General features: G+C 72.2%; 20 protein-coding genes and 1 pseudogene. 10 read left to right on the top strand and 11 right to left on the bottom strand.

Going from position 1 to position 23,150, the window contains the following annotated elements; all coding sequences use genetic code 11:
- Positions 1-210: pseudogene (locus ABZ911_RS34065) on the bottom strand (cytochrome P450); the annotation flags it as partial.
- An 88-nt stretch (positions 211-298) separates the two neighbouring features.
- Between ABZ911_RS34065 and ABZ911_RS34060 the strand changes: the two are divergent.
- The 5 genes from ABZ911_RS34060 to ABZ911_RS34040 all read left to right on the top strand — a co-directional run bounded on the left by ABZ911_RS34060 (position 299) and on the right by ABZ911_RS34040 (position 5,860).
- Complete coding sequence (locus tag ABZ911_RS34060; RefSeq protein WP_358065515.1) at positions 299-667, top strand: nuclear transport factor 2 family protein; 369 nt, start codon at positions 299-301, stop codon at positions 665-667.
- A gap of 132 nt (positions 668-799) precedes the next feature.
- Positions 800-2,107, top strand: coding sequence for an MFS transporter (locus ABZ911_RS34055; protein ID WP_358065512.1), 1,308 nt, complete (start codon positions 800-802; stop codon positions 2,105-2,107).
- On the top strand, positions 2,104-3,315 hold the full coding sequence (locus ABZ911_RS34050) for a hypothetical protein (protein WP_358065509.1): 1,212 nt from the start codon (positions 2,104-2,106) through the stop codon (positions 3,313-3,315). Before ABZ911_RS34055 ends, ABZ911_RS34050 begins: the two co-directional genes overlap by 4 nt.
- A complete protein-coding gene (locus ABZ911_RS34045) occupies positions 3,312-4,337 on the top strand; it encodes a DUF917 domain-containing protein (RefSeq protein ID WP_358065506.1) in 1,026 nt (341 codons plus the stop codon). The genes ABZ911_RS34050 and ABZ911_RS34045 overlap by 4 nt, the downstream gene beginning before the upstream one ends.
- Before the next feature lie 26 nt (positions 4,338-4,363).
- On the top strand, positions 4,364-5,860 hold the full coding sequence (locus ABZ911_RS34040) for a helix-turn-helix domain-containing protein (RefSeq protein ID WP_358065503.1): 1,497 nt from the start codon (positions 4,364-4,366) through the stop codon (positions 5,858-5,860).
- Positions 5,861-5,918: 58 nt separating this feature from the next.
- Here the strand turns inward: ABZ911_RS34040 and ABZ911_RS34035 are convergent, their stop codons facing one another.
- The 3 genes from ABZ911_RS34035 to ABZ911_RS34025 form a co-directional block, all read right to left on the bottom strand.
- Positions 5,919-7,550 carry a hydantoinase B/oxoprolinase family protein gene (locus tag ABZ911_RS34035; RefSeq protein WP_358065500.1) on the bottom strand — a complete coding sequence of 544 codons (1,632 nt, stop codon included), beginning with the start codon at positions 7,548-7,550 and terminating at the stop codon, positions 5,919-5,921.
- The gene (locus tag ABZ911_RS34030; protein ID WP_358065497.1) at positions 7,547-9,574 is read right to left on the bottom strand and encodes a hydantoinase/oxoprolinase family protein; all 2,028 of its coding nucleotides are present in this window, start codon (positions 9,572-9,574) and stop codon (positions 7,547-7,549) included. Before ABZ911_RS34030 ends, ABZ911_RS34035 begins: the two co-directional genes overlap by 4 nt.
- 118 nt (positions 9,575-9,692) lie before the next feature.
- Entirely contained in the window at positions 9,693-10,511 is an 819-nt protein-coding gene (locus ABZ911_RS34025; protein ID WP_358065494.1) for an integrase, read from the bottom strand.
- Between the two features lie 59 nt (positions 10,512-10,570).
- On the opposite strand from ABZ911_RS34025, the gene ABZ911_RS34020 reads away from it, so the two are divergent.
- Positions 10,571-11,194 carry a YigZ family protein gene (locus tag ABZ911_RS34020; RefSeq protein WP_358065491.1) on the top strand — a complete coding sequence of 208 codons (624 nt, stop codon included), beginning with the start codon at positions 10,571-10,573 and terminating at the stop codon, positions 11,192-11,194.
- A gap of 7 nt (positions 11,195-11,201) precedes the next feature.
- On the opposite strand, the gene ABZ911_RS34015 is transcribed toward ABZ911_RS34020, so the two are convergent.
- Complete coding sequence (locus ABZ911_RS34015) at positions 11,202-12,419, bottom strand: isochorismate synthase (RefSeq protein WP_358065488.1); 1,218 nt, start codon at positions 12,417-12,419, stop codon at positions 11,202-11,204.
- A 185-nt stretch (positions 12,420-12,604) separates the two neighbouring features.
- On the opposite strand from ABZ911_RS34015, the gene ABZ911_RS34010 reads away from it, so the two are divergent.
- Positions 12,605-13,435, top strand: coding sequence for a GDSL-type esterase/lipase family protein (locus tag ABZ911_RS34010; RefSeq protein WP_358065485.1), 831 nt, complete (start codon positions 12,605-12,607; stop codon positions 13,433-13,435).
- Here the strand turns inward: ABZ911_RS34010 and ABZ911_RS34005 are convergent.
- Positions 13,426-14,148, bottom strand: coding sequence for an HNH endonuclease family protein (locus tag ABZ911_RS34005; RefSeq protein WP_358065482.1), 723 nt, complete (start codon positions 14,146-14,148; stop codon positions 13,426-13,428). The genes ABZ911_RS34010 and ABZ911_RS34005 overlap by 10 nt on opposite strands.
- A gap of 160 nt (positions 14,149-14,308) precedes the next feature.
- Between ABZ911_RS34005 and ABZ911_RS34000 the strand changes: the two genes are divergently transcribed.
- The gene (locus ABZ911_RS34000) at positions 14,309-14,533 is read left to right on the top strand and encodes a hypothetical protein (protein ID WP_358065479.1); all 225 of its coding nucleotides are present in this window, start codon (positions 14,309-14,311) and stop codon (positions 14,531-14,533) included.
- 30 nt (positions 14,534-14,563) lie between these two features.
- On the opposite strand, the gene ABZ911_RS33995 is transcribed toward ABZ911_RS34000, so the two are convergent.
- The 3 genes from ABZ911_RS33995 to ABZ911_RS33985 form a co-directional block, all read right to left on the bottom strand.
- Positions 14,564-15,871, bottom strand: coding sequence for a glycosyltransferase family 4 protein (locus ABZ911_RS33995; RefSeq protein ID WP_358065476.1), 1,308 nt, complete (start codon positions 15,869-15,871; stop codon positions 14,564-14,566).
- 181 nt (positions 15,872-16,052) lie between these two features.
- Positions 16,053-19,154: a PDZ domain-containing protein gene (locus tag ABZ911_RS33990; protein WP_358065473.1), complete on the bottom strand. Its 3,102-nt coding sequence runs from the start codon at positions 19,152-19,154 to the stop codon at positions 16,053-16,055.
- A gap of 53 nt (positions 19,155-19,207) precedes the next feature.
- Positions 19,208-19,336 carry a hypothetical protein gene (locus tag ABZ911_RS33985; RefSeq protein WP_358065470.1) on the bottom strand — a complete coding sequence of 43 codons (129 nt, stop codon included), beginning with the start codon at positions 19,334-19,336 and terminating at the stop codon, positions 19,208-19,210.
- 340 nt (positions 19,337-19,676) lie between these two features.
- Between ABZ911_RS33985 and ABZ911_RS33980 the strand changes: the two genes are divergently transcribed.
- Both ABZ911_RS33980 and ABZ911_RS33975 read left to right on the top strand, forming a co-directional pair.
- Positions 19,677-19,964 carry a DUF3040 domain-containing protein gene (locus ABZ911_RS33980; RefSeq protein WP_358065467.1) on the top strand — a complete coding sequence of 96 codons (288 nt, stop codon included), beginning with the start codon at positions 19,677-19,679 and terminating at the stop codon, positions 19,962-19,964.
- Positions 19,965-20,043: 79 nt separating this feature from the next.
- The gene (locus ABZ911_RS33975) at positions 20,044-20,640 is read left to right on the top strand and encodes a TetR/AcrR family transcriptional regulator (RefSeq protein WP_358065464.1); all 597 of its coding nucleotides are present in this window, start codon (positions 20,044-20,046) and stop codon (positions 20,638-20,640) included.
- A 40-nt stretch (positions 20,641-20,680) separates the two neighbouring features.
- Here the strand turns inward: ABZ911_RS33975 and ABZ911_RS33970 are convergent, their stop codons facing one another.
- Positions 20,681-22,258, bottom strand: coding sequence for a penicillin-binding transpeptidase domain-containing protein (locus tag ABZ911_RS33970; protein WP_358065461.1), 1,578 nt, complete (start codon positions 22,256-22,258; stop codon positions 20,681-20,683).
- A 75-nt stretch (positions 22,259-22,333) separates the two neighbouring features.
- Complete coding sequence (locus tag ABZ911_RS33965; protein ID WP_358065458.1) at positions 22,334-22,996, bottom strand: lysophospholipid acyltransferase family protein; 663 nt, start codon at positions 22,994-22,996, stop codon at positions 22,334-22,336.
- Between the last annotated feature and the right edge of the window lie 154 nt (positions 22,997-23,150).

Below are 23,150 nucleotides of genomic sequence, written 5' to 3'. Positions count from 1 at the left end.
CTACTCGGCGGAGAGCCGTACCGGCAGCGCCGCCAGCCGCCACGCGCTCGGATCGAACGCCCGCGCCAGCTCCCCCGGCGCGACCGCCGGCGACAGCCCGGGGAAGTGGCGCAGCATCGCCTCGAAGGCCACCTCGCCCTCCTGCCGGGCCAGCGCGGCGCCCAGGCAGTAGTGCAGCCCGTGCGAGAAGCCGACGTGCGTCTCACGACGGTGCTGGTGATCTACTTTGTAAAGGCGCTCGGCCGGTCCAGCGCCCCTAACGTGGGAGAACACACCTTCGACGAAGAGGAGCCCATCCGTGGCACGCGAGGCCGTCTGGGCGGTCATCACCGGGATGTACGACGCCTACGCCAGGGAGGACCGGGCCGGGATCGACCGGCTGCTGCACCCTGAGGCGACGATCTGGGACTCGGCCGACCCGACCCTGATCACCAGCAGGGAACAGCTGGAGAAGGTGCGCGACGCCCGCCCGGCCGACGGCCCGCCCGAGACCGGGGTGCGCGCCTACGACGAGGTCGTCGACATGTGGGGCGACACCGCGCTCGCCCGCTACCTGCTGCGCGTCGACTTCGCCGAAGGTGAGCCCGAGATCGTCCGCACCACCGCCGTGCTGCGCCGGATCGACGGCGAATGGGTCATCGTGCACATCCACGAGAACACTCTCTGACCTGCGGGTACCCTGAACCTCAGGGCGAGGTGCACACGCGGCCCCGGGGAGCTGGGCGGCGTGCACAGGGCCGGTCGAGAGGGGGCGGCTTATGGTGCGGCAGTACTTCGCGCCCCTCTTCCGAGGAGTTCCATGACCGCCATCGACACGCCGACCATGCCCATCGGCGCCGCCTTCGACCGCATGCCGTTCTCCAGGCGGCACGTGCTGATCGCACTCGCGCTGTTCATCGCGTTCGTCATCGAGTCCTGGGAGCAGCTCGCCCTGATCTACGTCGCGGCCGACCTGGGCGCCTCCTTCGGGCTGGACGAGGCCGGCATCGGCCTGGTGCTGTCGGCCGTGGCCTTCGGCATGATCCCCGGCGTGCTGATCTGGGGGCCCGTCGCGGACCGGATCGGCCGCAAGCCCGCCAGCTTCTGGTCCCTGCTGGCCTACGGGGTGATCGCGCTGGCCTCGGCGTTCGCGCCGAACGCGGCCACGCTCATCGGCCTGCGCGTCGCCTCCGGCCTCGCGCTCGCCGGCGTCTACACCATCACCTTCCCGTACTTCCTGGAGTTGCTGCCCACCAGGACCAGGGGCCGGGCGGCGGTCTACCTGTCGATCGGCTGGCCGATCGGCATGCTCGCGGCGATCGGCGCCTCGGTGGCCTTCGGCGACCTCGGCTGGCACGTCGTGGTCGTCGCCAGCGCGGCGGCCGGCCTGTGGGCGTTCGCGATCAAGGCGTGGGTGCCCGAGTCGCCGTACTGGCTGGCCGCCCGCGGCCGGCAGGCGGAGGCGCGCGCCGTCCTGCGCGAGCTGGGCAGCCCCGACGCCGACGCGACCTTCACCGTCGCCGGCACCCGGATGGGCAACCCGCTCGACCTGTTCCGCGGCCGGCTGCGCAAGATCACCGTGGTCATGCTGCTGCTGAACTTCGCCTTCAACTGGGGCTACTGGGGCCTGCAGACCTGGCTGCCGACGCTGCTCCAGAGCAAGGGGCTCAGCCTCGACGCCTCGCTGGGCTTCGCGGCGCTCAGCGCGCTGATGATGATCCCCGGCTACGTCAGCGCCTCGCTGCTGACCGGCCGGTTCGGCCGCAAGAAGGTCTTCCTCGTGTACGTCGTCGCGGCGGCGATCGGCGGCCTCTGGTTCGCCACCGCCTCCACGACCTGGGAGCTGTACGCCGGCAACTTCATCCTGTCGTTCTTCAGCCTGGGCGCCTGGGGCGTCTGGAACACCTGGAATGGCGAGTTCTACCCGACCGCGCTGCGCGGCACCGGCTACTCGTGGGCGACCGCGTCGCAGCTCATCGCGACGGCCCTGGCGCCGAGCGCGGTCGGCGCGATGCTGGCCGGCGCCACCGGGTTCACCGCGACGATGCTGGTCATCAACGCGTTCCTGCTGGTCACGGCACTGCTGGCGATGCCGCTGCCGGAGACGGAAGGACGCGAACTGGAGTGATCCTCGGCGTCGCGCTCGCCCAGCCCGCGACGACGACCGTGAGCGCGGTCGTGGCCGTCAGGGACGGCGCCCTGCTGGGGGTGGTCTCCGGCGCGGAGCCCTGGGAGGCGCGCGCCCCCTCCCCAGGGATGGCCGACTACCTCAGGCGGGCGCGCGCGGTCTGCGTGGCCGTGGACCTCGACACGGTACGGCCCGCGCCGGTCGCCGCCATCCGCGTCGCCGGAAGCTGCCCGCCCGCGCTGCGGCCCCTGGCCGGCTGGCCGAAAGGGTCGGGCCTGGCGACGATCGTGCGCGGCGGGCACACCCTCACCGGCCGTCAACTGGCCCGGCTGGACACCGCCGCGGTACGGCGGTTCGCGGCCGGGGCGGGGCTGACCGACTTCGCGGTGACGGCCTCGGGCTCGCCAGTCTTGGCCGACCACGAGCTGGCGGTGGCAGAGATCATCGCGGCCGAGGTGCCCGGGGCGCGGATCACGCTGTCGTACGAGTTCGGGCGGGCCGGGCTGCGGGAACGCGAGGATGACGCGATCATGAACGCGGCGCTGGGCCCCGAGGCGGGCCGGGTGGCGGACGAGGTGGCGCGGGCCTTTCCCGGGCTGCCGCTGTTCTTCGCCCGGTCGGGGGACGGGCTGGTGGCCTCCCACTACTTCCGGCGGTATCCGCTGGTGTGCTACGCGGGCGCCACGGCGAGCGAGGCCCGCGGCCTGGCGGCCATGGCCTCCCTGGTCCCGCTGCCCGCGCCTCCGGAGGCGGACACCGCCGAACGATCCCAGGGCGCCGGGCCGCTCCGGGGGCCCGCGGAGGACGCCGCCGCGCGGGTTCAGGGGCTCGTCGCGGACGCCGTCGGGTGGTCGCGGCAGGAGGCGGGGATCGCCGCCGAGGAGCGGCCCCTGGACGGGCTGGGCTTCGCGCGAGGGGCCGCCCGGCGGGGCGACGGCGCCCGGGGGGAACTCGTGGCGCCCGCCGCGGCGTTCGGGGCGGCGCTCGCCGGGCCCACCGCCGAGGTGGAGCGGATCGTGCAGGCCAGGGGGCGGGCCGAGCTCGACCGGGTGCTGGACAGCGCGCGGGACGAGGCCCTGGCCAGAGTGGTGAGCGCGGGCGCGGCCCCGGGCTCGGCGCGCATCGCCTCGACCACCGTGAACCCGCTGTCCTACCTGCCCGACGGCCTGTACCGGCTGCGGGTCACCGCGGAGGGGGCGACGCCGTGATCGACGAGACGTCTCTGGGCAGGTTCGCCGCGGGCTCCCGGCTGTTCGCCACCGGGGCCGCCGAGGCGTCCTTCGAGCTGGCTGTGGACTGGGCCAGGTCGGTGATCGGCGGCGGGGTGCCGGTGGTCCAGGCGGACGAGCTGGAGCCGCGGACGCTGTGCGTGGCGATCACCCTGGTGGGGTCGTCGACGGCGCTGGGCGAGCAGTTGCCCGCGGGCGACGAGCCGGCGCGGGCCGTACGGGCGCTGGAGCGGCGGCTCGGGGCGCGGGCCGGGGCGGTGGTCGCGCTCAACCTGGCCGCGGAGAACGCGCTGCTGCCGGTGATCGCGGCGGCCTCGCTCGGGCTGCCGCTGGTGGACGCCGACGGGACCGGGCGGGTCTTCCCGCTGGTCGAGCAGACCACGTACACGCTGGGCGGGATCAGCTCCACGCCGCTGGCGCTGGTCGGGCCCTCCGGGGAGCTGGTGCTGCTGGAGACCGCGCCGGACCGGGTGGAGGAGCTGGTCAGGCCGGTGGTGCTGTCGTTCGGCGGGTGGGGGATGGCGGCCTGCTACCCGACGAGCGCGGAACGGCTTGCCGAGTCGTGCGTCCCGGGGACGGTCAGGCGGCTGCTGGAGGCGGGCGCACCGGGCGCGCCGAGGGCCCTGGCGGCGCCGTACGGCCTGCGGACGCTCTGCGTGGGCCGCATCGCCGGTGTGGAGGGCAGCACCGGCCACGGCGCCGACCTGGCGTTGCCCTCACTGCCGTCGAGCATCGTGGTGGAGGAGTACGGCGGGCTCGAACGGCTGGTCCGGCTGGAGGCGCACAACGAGGTGGTGTTGGCGCTGGCCGACGGGGCGCCCGTGGCGATGGCGCCGGACCAGATCTGCATGATCTCCACGACCACCGGGGTGGTCGTCGACGTGGACAAGGCGGAACCCGGCATGGACGTGGAGATCCTGGTGCTGAACGCGGCCCCGGCCTGGCACACGGCCAGGGGCCGCCTGCTCGGCGGACTGCGGGCGTTCGGGGTGCCGCTGTGAGGGCCGGGGCCGCGTGGGAGGCGCCAGTGACGGTGGCCGAGCTGGTCAACGGCGGGCCGCTGGCGGGGGCGCGGATGTACGGCGACGGCGAGAATCCGGTGCACGAGGTACGGATCGTCGACCACCTGGAGGTCTTCGGGTCGGTGGCGCCGCACACGGCGGTGGTGCTGATCGGGGCGGCGGCCAGCGGGGGATGGGCCGTGGAGATGGCGATGCGGCGTGCGTGGGAGCAGGCGGCGGCGTGCGTGATCGCGCCGTCGGCGGCGGTGAGCGGCGGGTCCGGGGCGGTGCTGGCCGAGCGCCTGGGCGTGACACTGATCTTCGTGGACGAGGACCCGCTGGTGACGGCGGTCCAGGTGGCCTCGGCGGCGGCCCGGCCCGGGGCGGCCCGCACCCAGCTCGTGGCCAGGTGCGCGACCAGGCTGGCCGAGGTGGGCGGCTCGGCCCGCAGAGTCCTGGCCGTCCTGAACGCCGAACTCCCGGGCACCGCGGTCGCCTTCCTGGACCCGTACGGCACCCGGGTGGCGGGCCGCGCCGGCCGCCCGGAACCGGCGAGCCGCCGACCCGCCTCCCCGCCCGGACAGGACTCGCGAGCCGGGCAGGGGGAGCCGCTGGCCACGATGGAGGTGCTCGATCAGGAGGGTGGGCCGCTGGGGACGCTGGTGGCGAGAGGTTCGTCGCGGTCGCCCGGATGGCCCTGGGTGGTGAACGCGGTGCTGGCGCTGGCGGTGGCCCCGCTGGCGGCCTGGGCGGCGACCGAACGGCTGGCGGCCGACCGCGACCTGTCCAGGCGCACGGCCCTGGCCGAACGCCTGCTGTCCGACCCACCCCCCGAGCCGGTCCAGGCGCCGGGCGATGCGACTCCCGAAGCCGGTGGGCCGGGGGAGGAGGGCTGGGCGCGGGCGGCGGCGCTGGGATGGCCGGTCCGCGGCGAGCTCACCGGTTTCATGGTCCGGCCCGTACGCGATGCCGCCGTCGCCTCGCAGGTGATCACCGCGTGTCTGGGGCCCGGCCCGTTGATGCTCCGCGGAGACGGCTGGGCGGGCTGGTCGGCGGCAGGGCCGGACGAGGTCGCTGAGTGGCTGCGGGAGCGCCTGCCGGTGCTGCCCGTGCCCTGCTCGGCGGGCGTGGGAGCGCGGGCCGAAGGGCTCGCGGCGGTGAACGGCTCGCTGCTGGGCGCCGAGGCGGCCGCCCTGGTGGCGGGCGAGGGCGGCGTGGCGAGCGCCGACCGCATGGGACCGGGCGAACTGCTGGCCGCCCTGCCGGGCACCGTGCTGCGCGCTCCGTCACTGGTGCTGCTGCGCCCGCTCACCGACCTCGACCGGGACGGCGTGCTGCTGGAGACGCTGGCCGCGGTGCTGGACGAGGGCGGCGCGATCCGGGCGGCCGAGCGGCTGGGCGTACACCGCAACACGGTCACCGCCCGGCTGGAGCGGATCAGGGCGGCGGGCTTCGACCTGGACGACCCGGCGACGCGGCTCGCCCTGCACGTGGCCAGCCACGTCCTGCGGGTACGCGGCTGAGCCGCCCGGCGGGACGGGCGGCGGAGGGAGCTCGCAGTGCCGGTACGGCGGGAGGTTCTCAGGGGGCGGTCGTCATGCCCTGGGCGAGGTCCTCGGCGAGGGCCGAGGGGGCACGGAGGTCGGCGGGGCCGTAGCCGCCGCCTCCGCCCGACTCGCAGCGCAGCACGTCACCGGCCTTGACCGGCAGGGCGTTGACCTTGAGCATCGCCTGCTCGCCGGCCGTACCCGGGTTGAGCAGGACGCGGGGCGGTGCGCCCGCCTCGCCGCCCGCCAGGCCCCAGGCCGGGGTGACGGAGCGCTCGAACCACAGCGACAGGGAGGTGTCGCCGGAGAACTCGTACTCGCGCACCACGCCGTTGCCGCCGCGCCACTGCCCGGCGCCGCCGGTGTCGGGGCGGACCTCGTAGCGGGTGACGCGGACGGGGAAGAGCGTCTCCAGCACCTCGATGGGCATGTCGCGCAGCGACCCGTTGACGTTGTTGATCAGGCAGGTCTCGCCGTCGCCGCCGTCCCAGGCGCCCCAGCCGCCCACCGTGGCCTCCTGGGAGACGTACAGCTTGCCGCTGCGCGGGTCGGTGCCGGTGAACTGGACGATGAGGGAGTCGCCGTAGCTGGCGGCGGCGGCCTTGTCCGGGACGGCGGGGGCCAGCGCCTTGACCACGAGGTCGATGAGCAGGCCGAGGTGGGAGTAGTAGTACTGGCAGGCGGCGGGCGACTGCGCGGCCAGCATGGAGCCCGGCCTGGTCCGCACGCTGAGCGGCCGGAAGGAGCCGCCGTTCAGCGGCACCTCGCCGCTGACCAGGAGCTTGTAGGCGACGCGGACGGCAGCCACGGCCTGTGCGGCGCCGCAGTTGACCGGCCCGGTCGCCTGGTCGGCGCAGTCGGTGAGGTCGACCTCGACGCTCTCGCCGGAGACGGTCACGGTGAGGTTGACCGGCAGTGGGGTGGCGAGGTCGATGCCGTCGTTGTCGAGGAAGCCGGAGGCGCGGTAGACGCCGTCGGGGATGGCCGCGATGGCGGCGCGTTCCAGGCGCTCGGTCTGCGCGAAGATGGCGTCCCTGGCGGCGGTGACGGTGTCGAGGCCCCAGCGGTTGACGATCTCGGTGAGGCGGCGCCGGCCGGTCATGGCGCAGGCCACCTGGGCGCGCATGTCACCGAGGGTGGCGTGCGGGAACCGGACGTTGCGGGCGATGACCTGGTGCAGGTCGGCGCACGGCTCCCCGCCGGCGTAGATCTTCACCGGGCCGAGGCGCAGCCCCTCCTGGAAGATGGAGGTGGAGTCCATGGACCCGCCGGGGTCCTTGGAGCCGACGTCGAGCCAGTGGGCGCGGGAGGCGGCGAAGCCGGCCAGCTCGCCACCGGCGAAGATGGGCCCGTAGACGGTGACGTCGTTGAGGTGGGTGCCGCCGATGTAGGAGTCGTTGAGCACCCACACATCGCCCTCCCGCCAGATCTCCCGGCCGTACAGCCGCTCGGTCTCGCGGGTGCAGACCTCCAGGTTGCCCAGGAAGATCGGCAGGCCGGAGGACTGGCCGAGGACGTTGTGGTCGCGGTCGAGCAGGGCGACGGCGCAGTCCTTGGCCTCGTAGATCACCGGCGTGTACGAGGAGCGGATGAGGGTGGTGTTCATGTCCTCGGCCGCCTGCAGCAGCGCACAGCGGATGATCTCCGTGGTCACCGGGTCGATCACTTGTGGCCTCCCACCTTGATGATCAGGAATCCGTTGTCGTCGACGTGCGCGAGACAGCCGGGCGGGATGACGGTGGTCGCGGTCTCCTCGACCACGATCGCCGGCCCGGCCAGCTCACCGGCGAGACCGGCGCGCCGCAGCACGGGAGTGCGGTGCACCTCCCCGTCGAAGATCACATCCCGTACGGCCCGCGCCGCGTCCTCGGCCGGGGCGGGGGCTGCGGCCGCGCGGGGGAAGGTGCCGAAGCCGGTGCTGCGCAGCATGACGAACTCGACCGGCGCCTCGGGGGTGGCGTGGCCGTACCGGCTGGTGTGCGCCTCGGCGTAGCGGGCCGCGACGGTGGCCAGGAAGCCGGGCCGGCCGGGCTCGCCGGCCCCGTCGAGGGGGATGGTCAGGGTGTAGTCCTGGCCCTCATAGCGCATGTCGACCGCGTGCTCGACCCGGCGCCGCTCCTCGGGCACGCCCTGGCCGCGCAGCGCGTCGAGCGCCTCGGCCTCCAGGGCGGTCAGGCGGCCGGCCATGTCGGCGCCGTCCAGGTCGTCCTGCGGGGTGAAGTAGGGGTGCGTGAGGTCGCGCCTGACGTCGGCCTCCAGCATGCCCCAGGCGGAGAAGGCGCCGGGGAAGCGGGGGACGACGACTTCGGCGATGCCGAGTTCGCGGGCGATGAAGACCGCGTGCATGGCTCCGGCGCCGCCGAAGGCGACCAGGGCGAACTCGCGCGGCTCGACGCCGTGCTCGACGGTGAGCGTGCGGATGGCCTGCGCCATCTTGGCGTTGGCGACGTCGCAGATGCCCTCGGCGAGCTGGAGCGGGTCGAGGCCGAGGTCGTCGGCGAGGGTGGCCACGGCGGCACCGGCGGCCTCCTCGTCCAGCGCCATCAGGCCGCCGGCGAACCAAGTGGGGTCGACCCGGCCGAGCACGACGTTGGCGTCGGTGACGGTCGGCTCGGTGCCGCCGCGCCCGTAGCAGGCGGGCCCGGGTACGGCCCCGGCCGATTCCGGCCCGACGCGCAGCGCGCCTGCCTCGGAGTAGGCGATGGAGCCGCCGCCCGCGCCGATGGTGTGCAGGTTGACGATCGGCATCAGCACCGGGAAGCCCTCGATGCGGGCTTCGGCGCTGACGTCGGGGCGCCCGCCGACGACGAGGGAGACGTCGAAGGAGGTACCGCCCATGTCGACGCAGATGGCGTTGTCCAGGCCGAGCAGCCGGGCCGCGGCGACACCGCCCATGGTGCCGCCGACGGGCCCGGACAGCAGGGTCTGCAGCGGGCGGCGCATCGCGTACCCGGCGTTGACCAGCCCGCCGGAGGACTGCATGACGTGCACCGGTACGGCCAGGCCGCGCTCGGCGAAGCGCTGCTCGATCCTGGCCAGGTAGCGCCGCACGACGGGCCCGGTGTAGGCCTCCAGCACGGCGGAGGAGGTGCGCTCGTACTCGCGCCACTCGCGGGCCACCTCGTGCGAGAGCACGACGAGGACGTCGTCGCCCAGCTCCTCGGCGAGGATCTGCCCGGCGTGCGCCTCGTGGGCGGGGTTGACGTAGCTGAACAGCAGGCAGACGGCGACGGCGTCGTAGCCTTCGGCGCGGGCGCGCCCGGCGGCGTGCCGTACCGCCTCCTCGTCGAGGGGGGTCAGTTCCCGGCCGCGCCAGTCGAGCCGGCCGCCTGCCTCCATGGTGTCGCGCCGCTCCAGCAGCGGGGCCGGCTTGCGGTAGCGCAGGTCGAACATGCGGTCGCGGTTGCCGCGGGCGATCTGGTAGACGTCCCTGGCGCCCGCGCTGGTCAGCAGCAGGACCTTGGCCCCCTTGCGCTCCAGCAGCGCGTTGAGCCCCTGGGTGGTGCCGTGCACGAAGAAGGAGATGGCCGCGGGGTCGTCCACGACCCGGCCGAGGGCGGCGAAGACGCCTTCGGCGAGATCTCCCGGAGTCGAGGGCGCCTTCGAGGCCGTGACGGCGCCGGTGCGCTCGTCGTAGCAGACCACGTCGGTGAAGGTGCCGCCGATGTCCATGGCGACGCGATAAGTCATGCCTGGAACGCTATGCGGGACGGGGCGAGGGAGATGTGTGCGGGGTGCACGGAAGCGGGGTGCGGATTGGGCATGATGCTCATCCTCACGCTCGAGGTCGTACCGCGCCAGGCGACGGTCAGGCCTCGCCGAGGTCGGTGCAGTGTGCGATCGTCGCGTCGTCCGCCGCCACCGCGTGGCGCGCCTCCGCCTGCCGGACACGATGGATGATCTCGGCGGGTCCGCTCGACTCCAGGATGGCCAACACCCCAGGCCAGTCGGCGAGCCGGAACCGGTCCACGATGCGGCTGGCTCCATTACTGAGCAGAACCGCGCCGGTCAGCTCGGAGATCGGACAGCTTCCGGTGATCGCCTCGTCCGCCGCACGCGGGTCGTCCTTGGCCACCCAGAAGCCGCCCGGCTGGTTCCGGTTGGCGCGCAGGTCTCGGAGGATTCGGCGGTACTCGTCGCTCCCCTCGGCGGCGGCCTCGAGCGCGGAGCGGTACGGCCGGCTGATGATCACCTCCCGGGGATCGGAGAAGACGAGCGGCCCACCGTCTGCTCTGTCGAGCACGAGGACTGAGTCGCCGAGCACCAGGTGCTCGATGAGGCCGCCGGACAGGCGCAGCATGGCCACGGTCGCCGACGGACTGATGGGGTCGGCGACGTCGCAGGTGTCCCGATGATCGTCCGTCACCTGCTTGATGGCCTCGGCGAGCAGCTCCGAGAGGCTGCGGTCCCGCTCGAGCGACAAGAGGCTGAGGAGGCTGCCTCCCAGGCGGTTGGCGTACCAGGCCACGCCGTGCCGGCAGATCGATTCGATGCCGGGGATGCCGGCGCCGTCGATCAGCACCGCTGCCGTCGGCACGGCGCCGGTGAAGTCCTCGTTCACGCGGCCGGCCCGCGCCGCAGCGCTCGTCATCGTCACCCGCATGCCCCGCCGCCCTCCGTCGATCAAGGCCCTGACCCTAACAACCGCCTAGTGGATCTACTTTGTAAAGGCGATAACCTGGGACAATGGCTTCGCCGTACCTGACCCTGGCAAACCCCGTCGAGCACGAGAACGAGGTACGGCGCTCGCGGTTCATCTGCGCCATCGCGCCCGCGGGGAGCGTCGAGGAGGCGGTGGCGTTCATCGCCGAGCGGCGCGCACTGCATGCGGGCGCGTCGCACAACTGCACGGCCTATGTGATCGGCCAGCGGCTGCAGAAGGGGGACGACGACGGCGAGCCCGGCGGGACCGCGGGCACGCCGATGGTGCAGGCGCTGGTCGGGCGGGGGTTCAACGACGTGGTCGCGGTGGTGACGCGCTACTTCGGCGGGGTGCTGCTGGGCGCGGGTGGCCTGGTGCGCGCGTACGGCTCGGCGGTGACCGAGACGCTGGACCGGGTCGAGCCCGTCCGGATGGTGCCGGCCACGCTCATGCGCGTGCTGGCCGACCACGGGCAGGCCGGGCGGCTGGAGAACGACCTGCGCGCCTCGCCGTACACCGTGCGCGAGGTGACCTACGGCGCGGAGGTGGGTTTCGCGGTGGCGGTGGGCGAGGAGCGGGTGGACGGATTCGAGGACTGGGTGGCCACGCTGACGGCGGGCCGCGCCAAGGTGATCAGAGGCGAGGGGATCCACGTCCGCGAGGGCTGATCAGGGGTCAGCCCTCGAGGGCGTACTGCATGACGCGGAACTTCGCCTGGGCTTCGGCGAGTTCGGAGGCGGGGTCGGAGTCGCCCATGATGCCGCAGCCGGCGAACAGGCGGGCCTGGTTGCCGTCGACGATGCCGGAGCGCAGGGCGATTCCCCATTCGCCGTCGCCGTGGGCGTCGATCCAGCCGACAGGTCCGGCGTAGCCCGCGCGGTCCATGCCCTCGATCTCGCGGATGAGGTCGACGGCGGTGGCGGTGGGGGTGCCGCCGACGGCGGCGGTGGGATGCATGGCGGCGACGACGTCCAGCACGGTGGCGCCGTCGGCGAGGTGGCCGCTGACGGGGCTGGCCAGGTGCTGGACGTTGGGCAGGACGAGCAGTTCGGGTTCGTCGGGGGTGTGCAGGGTGGAGCAGAGCGGGGCGAGGGCCTGCCGGACGGAGGCGATCGCGCACTCGTGTTCGTGGCGGTCCTTGGCGGAGTTGAACAAGGCGATGCCGTTGGCGCGGTCGGCGGCGGGGTCGGCGCCGCGCGCGGTGGTGCCGGCCAGGACGAGGGACTCGATGTGCGGCCCGGTGCGGCGGATGAGGAGTTCGGGGGTGGCGCCGACGAGGCCGTCGACGGAGAAGGTGTAGCAGTCGGGGTAGCGGTCGGCGAGCCTGGTGAGCAGGACGCGGACGTCGATGGGGTGCTCGGCGGTGGCGGTGAGGTCGCGAGCGAGGACGACCTTCTCGAGTTCGCCGTCGCGGATGCGCTGGGCGGCGTGCGCGACGATGTGCTCCCATTCGGGGGCGGTGAGGCTGCCGTCGCCGTAGCTGATGCGGCCGGGGGCGCGGGCCGGGGTGAGGGGGCTCTCGTGCGGGGCGTCGCCGACGGTGGTGAGCCAGCTCCGCCCGTCGCGGCGGATGAGCGTGGCCTGGGGGACGACGAGGACGGAGCCGGTGGCGTTCTCGTCGAAGGTGAAGGTGCCGAAGGCGACGGGGCCTGTGCCGGGCTGGTCGTGGGCGTCGGCGAAGACGTCGGCGAGCCATCGGCGGGCCCAGGCGAAGCGGCCGGGGCCCGGTGGCACGGCCACGCGGGCCGCCTGGCCCCAGCCGACGAGCCCTTGACCGTGCCTGATCCAGGCGTAGGGCGCGGTGCTGGGCAGGTGGGAGAGCAGGTCTCCGGGGTCGCTTACCTGGGTGGTGCGAACCGGCAGTGGGCGGGTTATTCCGAGCGCGACACTCACCCGAGACACTCTATGCGGGAACTGAACACGTTCGACTCGGGGGCCTGGGTACGGCCATGGCTGGGATAGATCTTGGTATGCGGGTCATCCCGCTGGGGCCGGTTCTGTCAAGGGGGAATAGGAAGTGGGTTGCCGGAGCCGGGTCCGGCTGGTAGAGGGTGGCGTCGATCTCTACCTTTGGGGCCATGATCCGTGCTCTGGCGCCTGTGGTCGCCGCAGTTGTGGTCCTGTCGGGTTCGGGGGCGTCGGCGTCGGTCGCAGAGCCGCTACCTGCGGTGATGGCGGCGCTGGGTGATTCGATCAGTGCGGGTTTCAACGCCTGCGGGTGGTATGTGGCGTGTAGGTCGCGGTCGTGGTCGGCCGGGGACAACGCGCAGGTGAGCAGTCACTACGGGCGGCTGGCGGCCAGGGGCGGGGAGCTGTCGGGGCACAACCGCAACTTCGCGGTGCCGGGTGCGACGAGCGCGGATCTGCTCGGTCAGGTCCGTCAGGCGGTGTCGGTGAAGGCCGGATATGTGACGATTCTCATCGGCGCGCAGGACGCGTGCGTGAGCTCGGAGCGGGTGATGACGCCGGTGGAGGTGTACCGGCGGCGGGTGGAGGAGGCACTGGCGGAGTTGCGGGCAGGGCTGCCGGAGGCGCGGGTGTTCGTGGCGAGCATCCCGGACATGCGGCGGTTGTGGCGGGTGGGCAAGGACAACGCGATCGCGCGTTCGTTCTGGACGATCGGGCGGATCTGCCCGGCGATGCTGGCCGACCCGACATCGCGGGCGCGCAAGGACGTGAACCGGCGGGCGCGGGTGCGGGCTCGGCTGATGGACTACAACAGCGCGTTCGCCACGGCGTGCGCGGCGTACGGCTCGCTCTGCCGTACCGACGGCGGGGCGGTGTTCTCCTTCCCGTTCACGCTGGATCACATCAGCAAGTGGGACTTCTTCCATCCGAACGCGGAGGGCCAGCGGGTGCTGGCCCGTGAGACGTTCGCGCGCGGCTTCGACTGGGCCGATCAGCTGTGACGGCACTGGCTCAGCATGGCGCGCTTGTCGGCGCGGGTGACGGGCAGCGCGTACTTGAGGGCCACCTGGGCGAACCTGACGGCGTAGGCGCAGCGGATGCGGCGCTGGGGCGGCAGCCAGGAGGCAGGGCCCGAGCCGCCTTTGGCCTCGTTGGTGTCGCCGTCGACGGGGATGAGGTTGAGCGGGTCGTTGGCGAAGCGGACACGTTCGGCCTTGGTCCAGCGGGCGGCGCCCATGCGCCAGCCGTAGGACAGCGGGACGACATGGTCGACCTGGATCCGGTCGGCGTGGCGTTTGCTCCAGGTGATGCGTTTGCCGGAGTAGGGGTCGTGCAGCCGCAGGGCGGTGACGACGCAGTGCGAGCCGTGGCGGTAGGTGAGGCCCTGGCCGTCGCGGGCGAGCAGGTCGTCGCGGGTACGGCAGCCGTTGCGCGCGTAGGGGATGCCGCGTGCGGTGTCGGCCCAGTTGGCCCCGTACCTGCTGCGGCGGTAGCCGCTCTTGGGGCCCATCGCGCGGACGCGCAGGGCGCTGATGAGGTCGGTGGCGGCGGCCTTGTCGACGGTGGCGGTGATGGGGGCCAGTCCGGGGCGGGTGCCGTCGGGGTTGGCGAGGGGTTGTGCGGCTTTGGCGGGCGGTGGGTGGCCTTGGGAGCCGAACAGTGAGGCGATGAGGACGGCGCCTGCCAGCAAAGCGATGGTGTCCCGTGTGCTCAACCCGGCTCCTTCACGCCTTGTATGGGCACAGGTTGAGTAAATTCCCGCTGATTAGCGGTTTGACACTGCGGGCGCAGACGCCCACACCTGAACGGCACCTGGCGGTTCCGGTGGTCACCCGACCGCGCGGACGCCGGAGGACTTCACCGACCCCCGAGCCGTGGAGCGCGGAGACGCCGCGCCTCTACGAGCCCGCAGGTGGACCACGGCGGAACTGGACCGCGCCAGGCACCTGACCGACCTGCGGCCAGGTGACCTGGTGCACTTCAATCTGGACCTCGCCCAGCACGGGATCGGCTCGGCGTCCTGCGGTCCCGGCGTTCTGCCCGCCTACGAGCTGCGCGCCGGTGAGGCGGCGCTGACGCTGCGCTTCGGCGCCGCCTGAGCGCCCGTGGTCAGCTGGCCGGGAGCTCGGTCAACCGCCCTGGTTCGCCGTCTCCGGTGTCTCGGCGGGGACGGCGGGCTGGGGTTTGACGTACGTGCCCTCGCGGCGGGCCAGGAGTTCGGCCAGCAGGTCGTCCCACTTGGCGCCGATGGTGTCGACGTCGTAGGTGGTGGCGGTCTCCAGGGCGCCGGCGGCCAGGCTGTGGCGTAGCTGCTCGTCCTCGATGACGCGGATGATGGAGGCCGCCAGGTTGGCGTTGGTGCGGGGTTTGACCAGCAGGCCGTCCACCTCGTTGGTGATCATCTCCTTGGGGCCGTGCGGGCTGTTGAAGCTGACGATGGCCAGTCCCTTGCCCATGGCCTCCAGGATGGTCATGGGGAAGCCCTCGTGGCGGGAGCTGAGCACGAAGATGGAGGCCTTCTCCAGCTCGGCGGCGACGTCGGAGGTGGCGCCGGGCAGTTCGACCTTGCCGGTCAGCCCGGCCTCCTCGATCTGGGTGCGCAGGTTGTCCTCCTGCGGTCCGGCGCCGAAGATGCGCAGCGTCCAGTCGGGGTGGGCGGCGGCGACCTGTTCCCAGGCGGTGATGAGGCGGTGGAAGCCCTTGATGCGGGTGAGCCGGCCGACCGCGATGACCACCTTGGCGTCGAGTTTGGCCCGGTCGCCGTCCATGGGCGGGACGGCGTTGGGGATGCGGGTGAGCTTCTTGGGCTTGCGGGGCAGGGTGGCGCGGTAGTCGCGCAGGTCGGCCTTGGTGAGGGTGACCAGGGCGTCGAAGCGGCGGTAGCGGCGCTTGATGAGCTCCTGGACGGCCTCGGGCTGGGTCTGCAGGGCGACGTGCTCCTGCCCGATGGTGATCACGGTGGGCGGGGCGAGCTGCGCGACGGCCAGGTTGAGGCCGGGGCGGGTGCTGATGAGCACGCCGGAGTCGAGGGAGCGGAGGTAGGAGGCCAGCTTCATGTCGGTCCACATGTTGAACCGGTGGTAGGCCGACTCCTCCTCGGGGATGAGCCTGCTGGGTTGGGCCGACAGCAGGGCGCGCAGGCCGTGGCGGGGCTTGAGCCGGTCGTCGAGGAAGCGGAAGCGTACCCGCGGGTCGATCGGGAAGAAGGGCTCCTCGGCTTCCTTGAGAATGGAGACGATCTCCACGTCGTGCTCGCGGGCCAGGTATCCGGCCAGGTTGAACACGGTCCTGATGGTGCCGCCCATGCCGTTGGCGTGGAGCAGCAGGATGCGGATCTGGTGGGTGGAACGCGGTGGTGCCTTGCGCACCCGCCGCCGGTTGTCCGCCGCCATGAGCCGGAAGATAGCCGCCTTGCCCTTGCGTGCCAGTGCGCGCACCTGTGGGAGCCCCCTTCACCCGAATTGGCCGGTTCGTCCTGTGTAACCGGCCAGTGTAAGAACACGCGTGGCCGGTGGTGAGAAGTTCCTCACCACCGGCACCATTGTCCCGCCGGCGGGCAGGAGCCGAATCCCCGTGGCTCAATTGCCCGCCTATGACCTTTAGACGCTCGGTTGGCGTTCAAGGTTGCATGCGTTTTACCGGCGTGTGGGGCGGGTTTTGAGACAGCAGGTCAAGGGCCACGTCGATGGCCTTTTCCAGTTGCGCGTCGAATCCCGCGGCATAGTCCTGCGGGGTGATATCGACCTCGATGTCCGGATCGGTGCCGTAGTTCTCCACCTGCCAGCCGACGTCGTCGAAGGCGAAGGAGTATTCGGGCTGGGTGGTGAGGGTGCCGTCGGCCAGCCGGTGGCGCGGCCAGATGCCGGTGACGCCGCCCCAGGTGCGCTTGCCGATGAGCGGGCCGAGGTCGAGCAGCTTGAAGGTGTGGCTGAAGATGTCGCCGTCGGATCCGGCCCATTCGTTGGTGACGGCGACCAAGGGGCCACGCGGCGACTCGGCCGGGTAGGGCTCGGCGTCGCCCCTGCGCGGGTAGTCGTAGCCGAGGCGGCGGCGGGAGAGCTTCTCCAACAGCAGCGCCGAGACGTTGCCGCCGCCGTTGAAGCGCACGTCCACGATGAGCGCCTGGCGGTCGTACTCTGCCAGGAAACCGCGGTGGAACTCCCCGAAGCCGGCCGGGCCCATGTCGGGGACGTGCAGGTAGCCGACCCGGCCCGCCGAGCGCTGGTGGCAGCGGGCGCGGTTGAGGTTGACCCAGTCGCGGTAGCGTGCGGGTTGCTCGTCGGCCAGGGCGCGCACGGTGGCGGTGAAGCGGCGCTCGCCGCGGCGCAGGCTCAGCTCGACCTCCTGGCCGGCCTGGTTGACGAGCGGCTGGTTGGGCGGGGAGCCGGGGCCGATCGGCTGGCCGTTGATGGCCAGGACGGCGTCGCCGGCCCGGACGTCGACGCCGAGACGGTTGAGCGGCGAGGTGGCCTCGGGGTCCCAGGGGTCGCCCTGGACGATGTGGCCGACATGGTAGGTGTCGTCGTGGTAGTCCCAGTCGACGCCGAGCTTGCCCTGGGCGTAGTCGGGGCCCGGCCGGTACTCCCCGCCGCTCTCGTAGGCGTGGCTGGTGCCGAGCTCGCCGTGCAGCTCCCACAGCAGGTCGGAGAACTCCCCGCGGGTCGTGACGCGGTCGACCAGCGGCAGGTAGCGGTCGTAGACGGCGTCCCAGTCCACGCCCGCCATGGTCTCGGACCAGAAGTTCTCCCGCTGCAGCCGCCAGGCCTCGCGGAACATCTGCCGCCATTCGCTCTCGGGACACACCGAGACCTTCACCCGCGACAGGTCGATCCAGCCGCTCTCGCGGGTGGTGTCGTCGTCGTGCTCGGGCGCCTCGGTGGCCTTGACCAGGCGCAGCCGGTTGCCGGAGCGGTAGAGCAGGGTCTTGGCGTCCGGGCTGAGCGCGAAGTCGGTGACGCCGTCGGCGAAGTGCTCGTTGGCCTGCTTGGTCAGGTCGTACAGGTGCAGGGTGCCGTCCTCGGCCTCCAGCGGGCTGGTGAGGACGAGGACCTTGCCCTTGAGCCCGCCCAGCCGTTCGTAGCGCCCCTCGGGCAGTGGAAAGACGGCGATGCGGTACGGCAGGCCCTCGACGTCGATCCGCAGCGGCTCCCCCTCCTCCGGCCCGTCGGCCTCGTCGTCGTCCTTGGCGCTCAGGGGGCGGGGCGCGGGCACGAAAGGGGAGGGCAGGTCGGCGCGCAGGGCGATGGCGTAGGGCAGGGTGCCCAGGGGGAAGCCGAGGTCGAACTGGAGCGCGTCGTAGACGGGGTTGAAGACCCGCTGGCCGATGAAGTACAGGTAGCGGCCCTCGGGGTCGAAGGCCGGGCGGGAGTCCTTCAGCAGCGGGTGGGTGGCGAGGACGGTCTGGCCGCTCGGGACGTGGTGCAGCTTGATGGCGGTGAGCTGGGCGCTGAGCGGGCTGGCGTAGGCGAGCCAGTGGCCGTCGGGCGACCAGGCGGGATCCTCGATCGCGGCGTGCGGATTGGCCTCGACGAGGGTGGTGGTGTGCTGGACGGTGTCGACGACGTGCAGTTCGTGGCGGTGGTTGGTCAGGGCGAGGCGGTCGTGGGCGGGGGCGGCGACCAGCTCGGTGACGCGGCCGGTGTCGAGATGGTCCAGGCGGGTCTCGTGCTCGCCGTCGAACACGACCAGCACCTCGCGGTCGCCGTCGTCGCTGGCGGCGGCGACCAGCCGGTTCTCCCGCAGCCAGGTCAGGAAGCGGTAGCGGGCGCCGTCGGCCGCGCCGTGGCGGCGCACCGGTCCCTCCCAGCCGGCCAGGGAGTAGGCCTTGCCGCGGGTGGTGATGGCCAGGGAACTGCCGTCCGGGCTGGGGACGGCGCTGTCGAGGTAGGCGCCGGCCTCGACGAAGCGGCGGTTGCGCTGGGTGCGGGAGCTGGCCAGCCGTACCTGCAGTTTGCGGGGCTCGCCTTCGGGTTCCAGTAGCCACAGCTCGGCTCCGGCGTGGTAGACGAGGTTCCGGCCGTCGCTGGACAGGTTGCGGGCGTAGTAGTCGTGGTGGTGGGTGTGCCGGCGCAGGCCGGTGCCGTCGGGGGCGCAGGAGTAGACGTTGCCGACGCCTTCGTGGTCGGACAGGAAGAACACCCGCTCGCCACTCCAGCAGGGGGAGGCGAGATTGCCGGGCAGGCGGATGAGGCGCCGGAAGTCGCCGCCGCCGTCGGGGTCGATCCACAGGTCGCCGACCGTGCCGCCGCGGTAGCGCTTCCAGCGGGCGGGGTCGGCGGTGTTGCGGCCCAGCACGATCATGTCCCGGGGGCCGTGGCTGATGGAGGTGGCCGCGCCGTACGGCAGGCGTTCGGGGACCTCGCCGGGGCGTACCCGGTGCAGCCACTTGCGGCCCTCGAAGGGCTGCCGCTCGTCGCTGGCGTACAGGATGCGGCCCTGGGGGTCCCAGCCGCTGACGGTGCAGCGGGCGCCGTGGAAGGTGGCCCGCCGGGCGGCGCCGCCGTCGGCCGGCATGACGTACACCTCTTCGGGGCCTTCCTCGCGGCCGACGAAGGCGAGCTGGTCGCCGCGCGGGGAGAAGCGGGGGTAGCCGGCCTCGGCGAGTCCCGTGGTCAGCCGGAAGGCCCGGCCGCCCTGGGCGGGGACCATCCACAGGTCGTCCTCGGCGGCGAAGACGATGACGTCCTTGAAGATGGCGGGGAAGCGGAGGTAGGCGGGCATGGGCGGCTCCATGATCAGGCGGCCGGGTTTCGCCCGGCCGCCTGATCATTTCATCAGAGTTGTTCCGCTTCCGGCTTCGTGGCCTGTTGCTTCTTCGCGGACTTGGTGGCTCTGGTGGTCTTGATCGCGGCTTTCTTGGCCTTGCCGGACTTGGCGGCAGGTTTCTTCTTGGCCTCGGCCATGGTGCTTCTCCCCTCTGGATTGACACCCGCATATCGGGCATCAATGCCCTAAATACCCATTTGTCTCCGAAACCCGACATGGGGGGTTGGCGGGTTTCGGGTGACCGGTGAGCGGCCGAAAGGAGAACGGGCATGTCCGCCGCCGCGCCGCCCCGGGGAGCGGTCGGCTTCGCCTCGTCGTTCGTCACTGCTCCCGTGAAGAATCACAGTCGTGATTTGAATGAGCATTCGACACCTATCGCGACCGGAAAGAGCCGGTAATTGCTTACCCTGGAGAAGGCTAATGATCTTCACGGTTGGGCAGAACGTCCGCACAGAGCTTGCGTTCCGGAGGTGCACCATGGCCTGGTCGCAGGACGAGGAGCGACTGCTGGCCGAGATCGAGCGCCACCTCGTCGACGAGGACCCACGACTCGTTTCGCGGCTGGAGTCGTTCAACGAGCGAGTGCGCCGCAGCGAGGAGTCAGAACAACGGCGCGAGGCCAGGGCCCGCGGCGAGACCACGCCGAAGGCCGGGCCCCGCCGCTCCACGGTCATCATCGTGGTCAGCTGGCTCCTGATCGCGACCTTGGTCGCCACGCTGCTCATCATGCTCCTGCGGCACGAGGCGGCCGCCATCACCTTCTGATCTCCGGACCTGAAGGAGAGGGCCTAGCGGCCCGAGTCAAGACGAGACGTTGCGACTCGTCAAAGGGTATATTCTTCGCATGACACCACGAGCACCCGATCCCGCGCGCCGTAATGAGCGCTCGCGCCAGGCCATTCTCTCCGCCGCGCTCGACCTGATAGGCGAGCTGACCTACCCGAAGGTCACCATCGAGGCGATCGCCTCCAGGGCGGGCGTCGGCAAGCAGACGATCTACCGGTGGTGGCCCTCGAAGGCGGCGGTCGTGTTCGACGCCTTCATGATGCTCAACAAGGGCGGGAGCAGCGAGGTGGTGCTGCCCGACACCGGTGACTTCGCCGCCGACATGCGCGTGGTCCTGCACGCCACGGTCGCCGAGTTCGCCGACCCCCGCTACGCCTCGGCCTACCGGGCGCTCAACACCGACGTGCAGGACGACCCGGCGCTGGCCGAGCAGATGCTGGCGCGAGTGCTGCGCCCCACCCTGGAGGCAGTCAAGGAGCGCCTGCGCGCCGCCCAGCGCGCCGGTCAGATCGACACCGGCATCGACCTGGACGTCGCCATCGAGCTGATCTACGCCCCGCTCTACCACCGCTGGCTCCTGCGCACCGGCCCGATGACCACGGCCTACGCCGACCAGGTGCTGGACCTCGCCCTCAGAGCCCTACGCCCGCAGTGATCGAACCGCGCGCCGATCAAGCCGTGCTGAGCGTGTCGTGCTAGAGGCCGCGTAGGAAGGTGGCCGCGACCGGGGCGGCGACCTTGCCGCCGCCGCCTCCGCCCTCCACGACCACGGCGAACGCCAGGTCGTCCTTGACGCCGATGAACCAGGCGTGGGAGTCGAGGACCTCGCCCGTGCCGTACTCCGCCGTGCCGGTCTTGCCGATGGTTCCGGCCGGTAGGCCGGCGGCCTTGGCGGTGCCCTTGGTGACGACGGCGGACATCATCGACCGCAACTGGCTCGCCGCCCGCTCGGGCAGTTCGCTCTCGCGCGCCTTCTGCTTGAGGCCCTCGACGAGGGTGGGCGGGCGCCAGGTGCCGTCGGCGATGGCGGCCGCGACCGCGGCCATGGACAGTGGGCTGGCGGTGATCCTGGCCTGGCCGAAGGACTCGGCGGCCAGTTCGGCGTCGGACTCGGCCTTGGGGAAGCTGGGCTTGGTGGCCGGCACGCCGATGTTCAGCGGGTGGTTGAAGCCGACCCGCTGGGCGGTCTGCAGCAGCTTGGCCGCGCCGAGCCGCTCCTGGGCCATGGGCGCGAAGGTGGTGTTGCAGGAGTAGGCGAAGGAGTCGGAGAAGGTGAGCGAGCCGTACTCGGCGTGCTCGGAGTTGCGCACCTTCAGGCCGCCGATGACGGCGTTCTTGGGGCAGGTGACCTGGTCTCCGGGGGTGACGCCCTCGGCGAGCAGGCCCAGGGCGGTGACCGCCTTGAAGGTGGAGCCGGGCGGGTAGCGGCCGTCCAGCGCGCGGTTGAAGCCGCCCTTGTTGTTGACGACGGCCGCGATCTGGCCGGTGGCGTGCCTGATGGCCACCAGGGAGGCCGGTTTGTCCAGGTCGCGGACGGCGTTGGCGGCGGCGGCCTGCACGCGGAGGTCGAGCGTGGTCTGCAGGTCCTCGCCCTTGCCGCCCTCCATCTCCTCCAGCGTCTTGTCGCCGAGTCTGATGTCGGTCGTGGGGGTGCCCGCCAGGCGTTTCTGGAAGGTCTCCTGCAGGCCGCCGCGGCCGACGCCGTCGCCGGTCTTGTAGGAGGGGCCGAGTGCGGCGACGTCCTTCTTGGTGGCCTTGTCGAGGAAGCCGACCAGTTGCTGCACCGAGCCGCCGGAGGTGCCCTCGTCGATGCGGGCGCCCCCGGAGTCGGTGATCTTGGCGCGGGCCGGCCAGCGGGTCTTGAGGGAGAAGGCGCCGGTGCCGGTGTAGGAGGGGTGCAGGGTGGCGGGCTTCCAGTCGACCTTCCAGGCGCGTTCGGCGACCTTCAGGTCGATGGTGCCGGTGTAGGTCCACGCGCCGACGTTCTTGATGGTGAGGGTGGCGGTGTACGGCGCCGCGGCCGTGTCGTCGCCCTTGTCGGCGACCGCGCCGAGCTTCACGGCGACCGACTCGACGGCCAGCCCCTCGCGCATCTGGTCGTAGGCGGCCAGCGAGGCGGGCGCCGCCATCAGGGCGCTCATCGCGGCGGTGTCGCCGGACTGCCAGGCCGCGGCGAAGCGCTCGGCGCTCTCGGCGGGGGTGCCGCGGGTGTGCAGCAGGTAGTAGGCGCCGCCTCCCGCGGCGGCCACCACCAGCGCGCTCGCGCCCGCCACGATCGCTATGGTCCGGCCACGCGCCACGTCTGAGCCCCCGATCTTCGACAGATTCCTGAGCCTAGTCCTGACATTTCATGACACGCCACCGTTTGACGCTTTCACGCTGGCGGCGTAGGAGGGCACGTACTCCTGGCCCGACAGCTCCTGGATCGCCGCCATGATCTCGTCGGTGACCCGCCTGCGGTCGCGGGCGTCGGTGTGCAGGCCCTTGAAGGTCATCGGAGCGCCGATCTTGATGCCGATGCGCGCCATGCGCGGCACCTTGGCGCCCACCGGGAGCACCTTCTCGGTGCCGGTGAGCGCGACCGGCAGCACCGGCGCGCCGGTCTTGAGCGCCAGCCAGGCCACCCCGATCTTGCCCCGGTACAGGCGGCCGTCGGGGGAGCGGGTGCCCTCGGGGTGGATGCCGAACAGCTCGCCCCGCTCCAGCAGCTCGGCGGCGCTGTCCAGCATCGCCTGCGCGGCGCCGGCGCTCTCGCGGTCGGTCGGCAGGCTGCCGCCCAGCCGCATGAACCACTGCGACAGCGGGCTGCCGCTGAAGTACTCCGCCTTGGCGGCGAAGGTGACGTGGCGCGGCAGCAGGGCCGGCAGCAGGAAGGAGTCGACCACCGACAGGTGGTTGGCGGCCAGGATGGCACCGCCTCTGGACGGCACGTTGGCCGCGCCGGAGATGTGGGGACGCCACATCGTGTGCGCGATCGGCATCGCGGCGAACTTCACCATCTGGTACAGCAACGGCTCTCCTGGGTCGTCGGTGGGCGATGCCAACCCTAAAGCAGAACGCCCCGCTCGATGAGCGGGGCGCTGTGCCGCAGCCTTTAGGCCGATGTGGCGGTCGCCTCCTCGGCGAGGTGCACAACACGGCTCCAGCCGAACGGTATTCCGTGAA

The organism is Nonomuraea sp. NPDC046570, assembly GCF_040645915.1.
Taxonomy (GTDB): domain Bacteria; phylum Actinomycetota; class Actinomycetes; order Streptosporangiales; family Streptosporangiaceae; genus Nonomuraea.
The sequence above is the reverse complement of the archived record's forward strand: the minus strand, read 5'-3'. Positions and strand labels throughout refer to the sequence as shown.

Excerpts from the sequence above, each read along its gene's own strand:
- ABZ911_RS33980 (WP_358065467.1), top strand. The coding sequence starts at position 19,677 with ATGGCCTGGTCGCAGGACGAGGAGCGACTGCTGGCCGAGATCGAGCGC.
- ABZ911_RS33985 (WP_358065470.1), bottom strand. The coding sequence starts at position 19,336 with ATGGCCGAGGCCAAGAAGAAACCTGCCGCCAAGTCCGGCAAGGCCAAG.
- ABZ911_RS34030 (WP_358065497.1), bottom strand. The coding sequence starts at position 9,574 with ATGACTTATCGCGTCGCCATGGACATCGGCGGCACCTTCACCGACGTG.
- ABZ911_RS33990 (WP_358065473.1), bottom strand. The coding sequence starts at position 19,154 with ATGCCCGCCTACCTCCGCTTCCCCGCCATCTTCAAGGACGTCATCGTC.
- ABZ911_RS34010 (WP_358065485.1), top strand. The coding sequence starts at position 12,605 with ATGATCCGTGCTCTGGCGCCTGTGGTCGCCGCAGTTGTGGTCCTGTCG.
- ABZ911_RS33975 (WP_358065464.1), top strand. The coding sequence starts at position 20,044 with ATGACACCACGAGCACCCGATCCCGCGCGCCGTAATGAGCGCTCGCGC.
- ABZ911_RS34020 (WP_358065491.1), top strand. The coding sequence starts at position 10,571 with ATGGCTTCGCCGTACCTGACCCTGGCAAACCCCGTCGAGCACGAGAAC.
- ABZ911_RS34055 (WP_358065512.1), top strand. The coding sequence starts at position 800 with ATGACCGCCATCGACACGCCGACCATGCCCATCGGCGCCGCCTTCGAC.